The 11066-nt window shown below is 33.7% G+C and carries 12 protein-coding genes; all 12 read left to right on the top strand.

Features of this window, described 5'->3' with window-relative positions; all coding sequences use genetic code 11:
* Window positions 1-168: 168 nt before the first annotated feature.
* The 12 genes from IWB18_RS11870 (at window position 169) to IWB18_RS11925 (ending at window position 10956) form a co-directional block, all read left to right on the top strand.
* Window positions 169-1239, top strand: a complete 1071-nt coding sequence (locus IWB18_RS11870) for a glycosyltransferase family protein (RefSeq protein ID WP_195683835.1) — start codon at window positions 169-171, stop codon at window positions 1237-1239.
* Between the two features lies 1 nt (window position 1240).
* Complete coding sequence (locus IWB18_RS11875) at window positions 1241-1663, top strand: sugar 3,4-ketoisomerase (protein WP_195683836.1); 423 nt, start codon at window positions 1241-1243, stop codon at window positions 1661-1663.
* Window positions 1653-2744 carry a DegT/DnrJ/EryC1/StrS family aminotransferase gene (locus IWB18_RS11880; RefSeq protein ID WP_195683837.1) on the top strand — a complete coding sequence of 364 codons (1092 nt, stop codon included), beginning with the start codon at window positions 1653-1655 and terminating at the stop codon, window positions 2742-2744. The genes IWB18_RS11875 and IWB18_RS11880 overlap by 11 nt, the downstream gene beginning before the upstream one ends.
* An 11-nt stretch (window positions 2745-2755) precedes the next feature.
* Complete coding sequence (locus tag IWB18_RS11885; protein ID WP_195683838.1) at window positions 2756-4198, top strand: oligosaccharide flippase family protein; 1443 nt, start codon at window positions 2756-2758, stop codon at window positions 4196-4198.
* Entirely contained in the window at window positions 4195-4821 is a 627-nt protein-coding gene (locus IWB18_RS11890; protein WP_195683839.1) for an acyltransferase, read from the top strand. Before IWB18_RS11885 ends, IWB18_RS11890 begins: the two co-directional genes overlap by 4 nt.
* A complete protein-coding gene (locus tag IWB18_RS11895) occupies window positions 4818-5324 on the top strand; it encodes a GNAT family N-acetyltransferase (RefSeq protein WP_195683840.1) in 507 nt (168 codons plus the stop codon). Before IWB18_RS11890 ends, IWB18_RS11895 begins: the two co-directional genes overlap by 4 nt.
* 3 nt (window positions 5325-5327) lie before the next feature.
* Window positions 5328-6194: a glucose-1-phosphate thymidylyltransferase RfbA gene (gene rfbA / locus IWB18_RS11900; protein ID WP_195683841.1), complete on the top strand. Its 867-nt coding sequence runs from the start codon at window positions 5328-5330 to the stop codon at window positions 6192-6194.
* Between the two features lie 18 nt (window positions 6195-6212).
* Window positions 6213-7292, top strand: coding sequence for a dTDP-glucose 4,6-dehydratase (rfbB, locus tag IWB18_RS11905; RefSeq protein ID WP_195683842.1), 1080 nt, complete (start codon window positions 6213-6215; stop codon window positions 7290-7292).
* Between the two features lie 79 nt (window positions 7293-7371).
* The gene (locus tag IWB18_RS11910; RefSeq protein WP_195683843.1) at window positions 7372-8379 is read left to right on the top strand and encodes an NAD-dependent epimerase; all 1008 of its coding nucleotides are present in this window, start codon (window positions 7372-7374) and stop codon (window positions 8377-8379) included.
* A 109-nt stretch (window positions 8380-8488) separates the two neighbouring features.
* Window positions 8489-9655: a nucleotide sugar dehydrogenase gene (locus IWB18_RS11915; RefSeq protein WP_195683844.1), complete on the top strand. Its 1167-nt coding sequence runs from the start codon at window positions 8489-8491 to the stop codon at window positions 9653-9655.
* 173 nt (window positions 9656-9828) lie between these two features.
* A complete protein-coding gene (locus tag IWB18_RS11920) occupies window positions 9829-10599 on the top strand; it encodes an IclR family transcriptional regulator (RefSeq protein ID WP_195683845.1) in 771 nt (256 codons plus the stop codon).
* Window positions 10600-10764: 165 nt separating this feature from the next.
* Complete coding sequence (locus IWB18_RS11925) at window positions 10765-10956, top strand: dihydrodipicolinate synthase family protein (RefSeq protein WP_195683846.1); 192 nt, start codon at window positions 10765-10767, stop codon at window positions 10954-10956.
* The last annotated feature ends 110 nt before the right edge of the window (window positions 10957-11066 follow it).

Here is an 11066-nt window from a genome sequence, read left to right on the forward strand (position 1 = left end):
AATCTGAGTCATTTGGGTTTCCTCCTCGGGTTGATGGTTTTTCGACAACTCTATTTTATCCGAGGTTGAACCCTTTTGGCTCAATTTTTTTAATTTTTGAATTTACACCATTATATAGACTTTATCAGAGATGAAAGTCATAAATAGAGTAAAAATTTAGGAGGAACTATGAGAATATTATTATTAGGAGAGTTCAGTGGGTTCTATAAAAATTTAAAAGAAGGACTGCAAGAATTAGGTCATGAAGTAGATGCTGTTTCTTCTGGGGACGGCTGGAAATCGATAGGTAATAGTGATTTTAAGCTTTTTTCAGAGCATGACAATAAATATCTCAGATATGTAGAAAATTTCTATATGCAGGCCAAGAATATTAACAAATTATCAGATTATGATGTTGTTCAGATTGTGCAACCAATTATTTTTGGACTTCCATTTAATAGAAATATTAGACTATTAGAGAATCTTAAAAAGAATAATAATAAGGTATTTCTATCTGTAGCAGGTGATCATTATTATATATACAAAATTGCTCAAAACCTACGTTATAACTACTTTACAGGATTAGATATGAAGGATAATAAATACACAAATAGCAAGTATATTCATAATAATGAGGAAGTTTTGAAACTTGTTGATGGAATAATTCCTGTTATGTTTACATATGCAGAAGCATATAGAACCCATGAGAAATTATTAAGAACAATCCCATTACCTTTAAATGTTGATAAGATTCAATATATACCACAAGAGATTAAAAACGGAAAGCTGACAATTTTTCACGGTTTGAATAGAGAAGAATCTAAGGGTACCAAGTTTATTCGCGAGGCTATGGAAAGAATAAAACAGAATTACCCAAATGATGTTGAAATAATAATCGACGGGAAAATGCCATTAGAACAATATCTTAAAGTTTTAAGCGAAACAAATGTTGTTATTGATCAAGCATTATCCTATGAGTATGGAATGAATGCTATTTATTCTATGGCGATGGGGAAAGTAGTCCTCAGTGGAAATGAACCGGAATGTCAACAAGAATTCGCTAGGTATGACATTCCAGTAATTAATATCGAACCTTCAGTAGAAGATATTTATTCTAAGTTAGAGAAATTGATTTTAAATAAAAAAAGTGTAATCAGTATTGGGGAAAAATCGAGATTATTTGTTGAAGAATTTCATCACCATGTAAAAATTGCACAACAGTATATTGATGCTTGGGAAGTGGATGAGGTGAAAGAATAATATGAAAAACTTATTGATTAATTTTAAAACAAACGGAAATGCACAACAAGGGTATTTGTCCTTTTTTGAATCTAATAAAGATATTCCCTTTGAAATCAAGCGGATTTATTATATTTTTGATGTTCCTATAGAGAGCAAAAGAGGTATGCACACTCATAAAAAGCTTCAACAAGTGCTATGGTGCCCAAATGGAGAAGTTGAAGTGTTACTAGATGATGGTAAAGAAAAGAAGAGCTATCTATTAGATTCACCAGAAAAAGCATTGCTTGTTTTAAGGGGATATTGGCATGATATGTATTGGAAAAAAGAAGGATCAGTTCTCTGTGTAGCAGCCTCAGATTATTATAATGAAGAAGATTATATTAGAGATTATGATGAATTTCTTAAATATGTAAAAGAGGGGTATTGGAATGATGAAAATTAACGCAAATCAATTAGATAGAGGATACTTTAAATATAAAGATGAATATGACAAAGCTGCAATTCAAACCCTTGAATCCGGTTGGTATATTATGGGGAAACAGGGCGAAAAATTTGAAGAAGAGTTTGCTAATTTTATTGGGGCAGAATATTGTGTAGGTCTTAATTCGGGTCTCGATGCACTTATTCTAGCATTTCGAGCATTAGGAGTTGGGAAAGGAGATGAAGTGATAGTTCCTGCCAATACTTATATTGCATCAGTAATAGGTATTACTGAAAATGGTGCTACTCCTGTTTTTGTTGAGCCAGATGAATTTTATAATCTAGATGCAAATAAAATTGAAGAAAAAATTTCTGATAAAACTAAAGCAATTCTAGTTGTGCATTTATATGGACAAGCAGCAAATTTAAGTGCAATAAAACAGATTTCAGAAAAGTATAATCTATACCTAGTTGAGGATTGTGCACAAAGTCACGGGGCCAAACATCAAGAGATGATGACTGGAACTTGGGGGGATATTGGTTGCTTCAGTTTTTATCCAACTAAGAATGTGGGAGCTTTCGGAGACGGTGGAGCGGTTATAACTAACAATAAAGAAATCTGCGATAAAATTCGTATGCTAAGAAACTATGGTTCAAAAATAAAATATCAGAATGAAATCCTCGGAGTTAATTCTAGATTAGATGAGATTCAAGCTGCACTATTGTTAGTAAAACTATCGCATTATGAGGAGTTAAGAGAAGAAAGAGCGCGCATGGCTGATAAATACTTAGATGGAATCAATAATTCTAAGTTGGAATTGCCAACAGTAAGAGAAAATGCAGAATCGGTTTGGCATTTATTTGTCATCAGAACAAATGAAAGAGATAGATTTCAAAAATATATGGACGAACATGGAGTCAATACTCAGATTCATTATCCAATCCCACCCCACTTATCTAATGCTTATAAGTATTTAGGATTTAAGAAGGGTGACTTTCCAATAACTGAAAATTATGCTGATACATTAGTCAGTTTGCCTTTATTTGATGGTATATCGGATGAAGAAATACAATATGTGATAGATATAATAAATGAGTATTAAGTGATTATCCAATGAGTAGAAAAAAATTATTTATAGAAAATATCTTCGCTTATGGTTTTATAAGTATTCTTAACAAAATAGTTCCATTTTTACTACTACCTGTTATAACTAGAATGCTACCAGATGCATCAGATTTCGGTGTATACAGCATGTACACAACAATAGTAGGGTTTGGAACGCCTTTAGCGATTTTAGGACTTAATGATGCTATGTTTAGGGAGTACTACGAGAAGGAAGATTTGGAGTATAGGTACAATGTAACAACGACGACACAAAGATTGATTATGTTATCTTCTTTAATAATTTTAAGCATACTAATACTATTTAATAAAAGTTTTTCAAACTTATTCTTTGGTAGTATTGATTTTGGGAAAATCATAATTTTAGCAGCAATTGGAGTGTTTTTAGGTGGTATTATGAGTCCAATACAAGCACCTACAAGAATGCAGAACCAGAGAAAAACTTTTGTTGTATCTGGATTAATCTCCTCTTTGGTGACTTACATCTTAGCACTAGTTTTAATTTATCATGGATTTTCATATTTTGGATTAATTTATTCTAGTATTATTGCAACTTTTGTATTATTAATATTTTTTTGGAGTAGAAATAAAGCTTTTTTTATCAAGGGGTCATTTGATTGGAGTATTGCTAAAGAATTATTTAAAATTGGGTTACCTCTATTACCAACATTTTTGATTTATTGGATATATAATTCTATGGATAAAATTATGATAACTAATATGTTAGGTACATTTGAACTTGGTATTTATTCTATTGGTTCAAAAATGGCTCAAATTAGTCAGCTTATTTATGCAGGATTTGCTGGGGGATATTCATACTTTAAATATTCAACAATGAAAGATATAGATCAGGTGGCAATGAATTCGAAGTTATTTGAATACTTAGGGTTGGTATCAGCAGTTGTTTTTATAGTGACATACCCTATATTTCCCATTGTTTTCGAGTTGTTATTTGATGGAGTTTATGTTGACGGCTACATAGTTGCTCCATACCTATTTCTTTCACCTTTATTGTTGATGCTATTCCAAGTGGTAGGAAGTCAATTTATTGTCATTAAGAAAAGTTATTTCACGTCACTAACTTTAGCAATTGGTGCTATGGTAAATGTTATCCTGAACTATATTCTAATTAGACGTATTGGAATAGAAGGAGCTGCTGTAGCAACATTGGTAGGGTATGTCATTAGTGTTTTATTAGTATCTGTTTTAGCTAAGCGTAGAGATCTTCTTTTTATTCGAGGGAAAATAATTTTTGTTTATTTATTAGCGATAAGTTACTTACTATTAAACAGATACTACCTTAATAATACGTTCTTATTTAGTCTAATTACTTCAATATTAGTAATAATTTTCATCATAATCTTATATCTAAAAGAAATAATAATTTTAATATCGAATTTGAAAAACAAAGAGAAATTCAAGGAGGGGAAATGACAATTCTTGAAAAATTATTTAAAGGAATTAAGAAACCTCATATTGCATTTCAAGTAGTCAATATTATAATGAAAAATTATAGAATAAGACTGAAATACAAAGTGTTAAATAAAAAGATTATTATAAGCAAAAGTGTGAGGTTCTACCAAAATACAGTTTTATCTGGAAAGGGTACAATAGTTTTAAATGATGAAGTTTCAATTGGCTATAAGTTAGGAGGCAATTATCATAATAGAGTTAGTGAACTTCAAGCAAGATACGACAAAAGTATAATTATGGTTCACAGCAATACAGCAATTAATAACTCGAATTTTATTGTAGCAGCTAATAAAATTGAGATAGGTTCTTATTGCCGTATTGGAGCTAATGTAACAATGATGGACTTTGAAGCTCATGGAACACATCCTGAAAAAAGAAACCTTGTCGGTGAATTTGGGGAGATATTAATTGGTCGTAATGTTTGGATTGGAAATAATGTAATCATACTTAAAAATGTGCGAGTAGGAGATAACTGTATTATTGCTGCTGGTAGTGTTGTATTAAAGGGGGATTATCCTTCAAATAGTATTATTGGTGGTAATCCAGCCAAAGTTGTTAAACAAATAAATGAGGTGAAACAATGATTTTGCTAAGAGCTTTAAGAGCAGAAGACTCAAATTTTATGATGGAATATATTAATGATGATGAGATTTCTAGTAACTTCAAATTTACTAGGTATCCATTTTCACAAGAAGGTTTTAGTAATTTCATAGAAAAGAGTTGGTCTGATAATACAAACATTCATTTTGCAATTGAGGCAGATGAATACGCAGGTACAATCAGTTTAAAAAATATTAATAAAATTGATAGAACAGCTGAATATGCTATAGTAGTTCGCAAAAAATTTTGGGGCACTGGAATTGCTAAAGAAGCTACAAATCATATCATAAAATATGGATTTAACACACTTAACTTAGAAAAAATATACTTGAATGTTCTCACTTCTAATACGAGAGCCAATAAATTCTATCAAAAAATGGGTTTTAATTTTGAAGGTACATTTAAAAGACATGTTTACGTTGAAGGCAAATATGAGGATTTGAACTGGTATTGTATTTTTAAGAAAAAAGATGATAAGGAGAATTAAGATATGAAAGGAATAATTCTAGCAGGAGGAAGCGGGTCAAGATTGTATCCAATTACAAAAGGTATAAGCAAACAGTTAATCCCTATTTATGATAAGCCAATGATTTACTACCCGCTTAGCGTTTTAATGTTATCTAAAATAAAAGAAGTTCTTATTATTACTAATCCAGAATATATTGGTTTTTATAAAAATTTGCTCGGAGATGGTTCTGATATAGGCATGAAAATAGAATACAAGATTCAAGAGCATCCAAGAGGTTTAGCTGATGCTTTTATTGTTGGGGAAGACTTTATTGGTAATGATAGCGTATGTTTAATTTTAGGAGATAACATATTTTACGGACAAGGTTTTGGACCTCGATTGAATGTTGCAGCTTCAGTTGATGAAGGCGCTGTAATATTTGGGTACTATGTTAATGACCCTAAGGAATTTGGTGTTGTAGAATTCGATGCTGAAAGTAAGGTGCTATCACTAGAAGAAAAGCCGGAAAATCCCAAATCTCATTATGCAATTCCTGGATTATATTATTATGACAACTCTGTTATAGAGAGAGCTAAGAATTTAAAACCTTCAAGTAGGGGTGAGATTGAAATTACGGATTTAAATAGAGAATACTTAAATGAGGGTAAATTAAAAGTAGAATTACTTGGTCGTGGATTTGCATGGCTAGACACAGGAACGTATGATGGACTTGCTGATGCCTCGGATTTTGTAAAGACTATTCAAAAAAGGACAGGGCTGTATATATCTTGTTTAGAAGAAATTGCTTATCGTAATAAATGGATAACGAAGGAACAATTGATAGATTTAGGAGAGGCATATAGTAAAACAGAATATGGTAAATATATTTTGAGTATTGCAAAGCAATAGAAATGTGAGGTGAATCAAATGAAAACTATTTTAGTAACAGGCGGAGCAGGATTTATCGGCAGTAACTTTGTGAAGTTAATGCTCGAAAAGCATCCAGAATATAAGATTATCAACATTGATGCCCTAACATATGCGGGGAACTTAGAAAATCTAAAAGATGTCGATGACAATGCTAATTATGACTTCATCAAAGTCGATATTAGAGATAGAGAAAAGATTGAAGAAATTTTCATAAACAATGAAATCACTTCAGTCGTAAACTTTGCAGCAGAATCTCATGTGGACAGAAGCATCGAAGAACCAGAAGTATTCCTAACTACAAATATCATAGGTACTCAAGTTCTTTTAGATACAGCAAAGAAATATTGGAAAGTGAATCCGAATGATAAATATTGCAAGGAGTACAAGCCGGGAGTGAAATTTCTGCAGGTTTCAACTGATGAAGTCTATGGTGCGCTTGGTGAAACGGGTATGTTTGTAGAAACTATGCCACTTATGCCAAACAGTCCATACTCAGCATCAAAAGCAAGTGCTGATATGATAGTAAGAGCATATAATGAAACCTTTGGTATGCCTGTGAATATCACTAGATGTAGTAACAACTACGGCCCATATCAATTCCCCGAAAAATTAATTCCACTTATGATCAACAATTGCCTAAAAGAGAAAGACCTTCCTGTTTACGGTGACGGAATGCAAGTCAGAGACTGGCTTCATGTCTCTGATCATTGTTCTGCAATTGATTCTGTTCTTCATAAAGGAAGAGATGGAGAAGTGTATAATATCGGTGGAAATAACGAGAAGGCAAATATTGAGATTGTAAAACTTATTATTAGTACTATTGGTAAATCAGAGAGACTGATTAAATATGTAAAAGATCGACCAGGTCATGATAGAAGATATGCTATTGATAACACAAAGATTACAACAGAACTTGGCTGGGAACCGGCATATACTTTTGAACAAGGAATGAAAGAAACAATTCAGTGGAATCTTGAGAACGCCAAGTGGATCGAGAATATCATTTCCGGTGATTATGCGAACTATTATAATAAGATGTATTCAAGTATAGATGAAGTTGCATCATCAAAGAAATAGGAATCAGAAAGGCAACCGGAGATTAAGAGTTGGTTGTCTTTTTGTCATACAGAACGGCTAATTGAAGGAGTGCAATTAAATGAAAATACTAATAACAGGTGCAGCCGGATTTATCGGATTTCACCTTTCAAAGAAATTACTAGATCAATCCTATCAGATAATAGGAATTGACAACTTGAACGACTACTATGATCCAAGCCTTAAGCAGTCTAGGCTTGAAATATTAGACAAATACAATAACTTCAATTTCCATAAAATAGATCTAAAGGATAAAGCTGCAGTAGATAATATTTTTGAAACCTACCAGCCAACTCACGTCATAAATTTAGCGGCTCAAGCAGGAGTGCGGTACTCCATCGAGAACCCCTATGCCTATGTGGATTCTAACCTTACTGGGTTTATGAATATCCTAGAGGCTTGTAGAAACTTTCCTGTGGAGCATTTACTTTATGCATCTTCAAGTTCTGTTTATGGTGGCAACAAGGTAGCGCCATTTTCTACAAATCATAATGTTGATCATCCAGTCTCACTCTACGCAGCTACAAAAAAGTCTAATGAGTTGATGGCTCATACTTATAGCCATCTTTATGGAATTCCAACTACAGGACTAAGATTCTTTACTGTTTATGGTCCTTATGGAAGACCTGATATGGCTTACTTCTCATTCACGAAGGACATCTTAGCTGGAAAGCCTATAAAAGTCTTTAATCATGGAAAGATGGAGAGGGACTTTACATATATCGATGACATAGTGGCAGGTATCGTGAAGCTGATTGAAAAAGTTCCTGTAGCTAATGAAGAGTGGGATGAAAGCAAAGACGATTTAAGCACAAGCTTTGCACCCTATAAAATATACAACATTGGGAACAACAATCCGGTGCAGCTTATGAGATTTATAAATGCATTGGAATCAGCGCTTGGAAAAGAAGCCGAAAAAGTATATATGGATATGCAGCCTGGAGATGTTCTCAGAACCTATGCTGATGTATCTGATCTTGAGAGAGATATTAACTTCAAGCCATCTACTAGCATCGAGGATGGGCTAAAAAAGTTTGTTGACTGGTATCTTGATTATTATAAAAATTGAGAATCTAATGAAATGAAATAAAAGATGCATAATTGCGAAAAGTATTATTAAATGATAAGTGCAAAGACGTCTTATAAGGAATGGCTTTGCAAAACGAGGGGGAAAACTTATGAAAATAACAATAGCCGGAACAGGCTATGTTGGTCTTTCAAATGCTGTATTACTGGCACAACATAACGAGGTCATTGCTTTAGATATAATTCAAGAGAAAGTAGAAATGATTAACAACAAAAGATCACCTATTGCTGATACGGAACTTGAGGAATATTTGGCAACTAGAAAATTAAATTTAAAAGCTACAACAGATAATGAAGAGGCTTTGAAGGAAGCTGAATATGTAATCATCTCTACGCCAACAAATTATGATCCGGAAAAAAACTATTTCGACACTTCAACAGTAGAAAATGTAATTCAAAATGTAATAGCCATTAACCCAGAGGCGGTAATGATTATCAAATCTACTGTGCCTGTTGGATATACTAAGGAAGTTAGAGAGAAATATGGAACTGAGAATGTTATATTCAGCCCTGAATTTTTAAGAGAGGGGAAAGCTCTATATGATAATCTTTACCCTTCTAGAATAGTTGTAGGAGAACAATCTGAACGAGCTAAGGTATTTGCTGAACTTTTAGCGGAAGGTGCTATTAAGAAGGATGTCCCAATGTTGTTTACTGATTCTACCGAGGCAGAGGCGATCAAGCTTTTTGCCAATACTTATCTGGCGATGAGAGTAGCTTATTTTAATGAACTTGATTCCTATGCTGAGGTTAGAGGATTAAATGCACAACAAATAATTGAGGGTGTAGGCCTAGACCCACGAATTGGGAGTCACTACAATAATCCGTCATTTGGATATGGTGGTTATTGTTTGCCAAAGGATACAAAACAATTATTGGCTAATTACCAAGAAGTCCCACAAAATATTATGACTGCAATTGTTGATGCAAATAGGACTAGAAAAGATCATATTGCAGACATGATCATCAAGAGAGATCCAAAGATTGTAGGAATATATAGACTTACAATGAAAACCGATTCAGATAATTTTAGGCAATCTGCGATTCAAGGGGTCATGAAGCGAATCAAAGCTAAAGGTATCGAGGTAGTGGTATTTGAACCTGCTCTTCAGGAAGATGAGTTCTACCATTCAAGAGTTATTAAAGACTTTGATGAATTCAAGAAGATTTCTGATGTCATTGTAGCAAATCGGCTTTCTGATGAGATTAAAGATGTAGTAGACAAAGTGTATACGAGAGATTTATTTAGTCGAGACTAAGATGTCTGATTGAGATTTTTAGTCAAATAGTATTATCGCAAATTAATGACTAACTACATTTTAGCGAATGAATATGATTTAGTATTTTGTTTTCAGAATTCTATTAATTGACATATTTTACATTAAGGGCTACAATGATAATATATGAACGATGTTCTTAATAGGAGAAAAATATGGATAAAAATTCAGATGTAAAAGTTAAGTCGCTGGAAAAGGCAATGAAAATTTTGGAGTGTTTTTCTGTCAATACTCCTGAGCTTGGCATTACTCAGATAGCTGAGAAGCTTGATCTTAGCAAAAGCAACGTCCACAACATAGTCAGCACCTTTGCACAGATGGGATATTTGGAGCAACAGCCTAACGGGAAGTACAGTATGGGGTTTAAAGTTCTGGAATTTTCTTTTGTGGTAAACGAGCATTTGGGCTATGCAAGGGCGGTATACGATATTATAAATGACATATCTCAGCGTAGCGGTGAGATAGTCTATTTTGGTATCCCTTACAGGGACAAGGTCCTCTATCTATATGTGGCTCATCCCATGTCCAGGCTCCAAATGATGCCATACCGGGAAATACTTGGTGAGACTGCACCTCTCTTTTGCACGGGCATAGGAAAGGCCATATTGGCATTTTTGCCGGAAGAGGAGTGGGACGACAGGATAACCAAGGATCGCAAGGCTTTTACTGAAAATACCATACTGGATTACGACGAGATAATAAAAGAACTTAAAGAAACAAAAGCCAGAGGCTACAGCATAGATAACGCAGAGAGAGAACCTCACATAAGATGTGTGGGCATGCCCGTCTACAACATGGCAGGCAAGCTGGTGGCGGCCATCAGCATATCCGGTCCCATCGATTCGATGACGGATGAAAAACTTGCTGAGCATTCAAAACTCCTTGGAGAAGAAATTTATAGGATGAAACAGCGGCTTTATAAGTGACAATATAGATCAGAGTGGATAATATATTTATCCACTCTTTTTTTATTATATGTCTTGACAAAAGCCATTAAACAGAATAACATTATTGTATAAGATACAAGATTTCCTAATGATGAACAGCATTTTAAATTTAAATTGCAATAAGACAAACGAAGGAGTGTTCCAATGAAAAAAATGAATGGAGTAGTTGTGCCTATGACAACACCGTTTGGAGAAGACGGTAAAGTTGATGTCGCAGCACTCGAAAAGCAAACCGAGTTCTTGATTGAAAACGGTGTACACGGGTTGTACCCTTGCGGCACCACCGGTGAAATGTTTCTGATGAGCAATGAAGAACGTGTGTTGATTGTCAAGTAAAATTGACCCACTTTTTCGTTTAAATCTGACCCACCTTAGTTTTGATAAATAGCGGATCAACTTTACCTGTGAAATCTATTTTAACACTGAGAATTGACCCACTTGTCAGT

This window comes from Alkalibacter mobilis, from assembly GCF_015594845.1.
Lineage (GTDB): Bacteria > Bacillota > Clostridia > Eubacteriales > Alkalibacteraceae > Alkalibacter > Alkalibacter mobilis.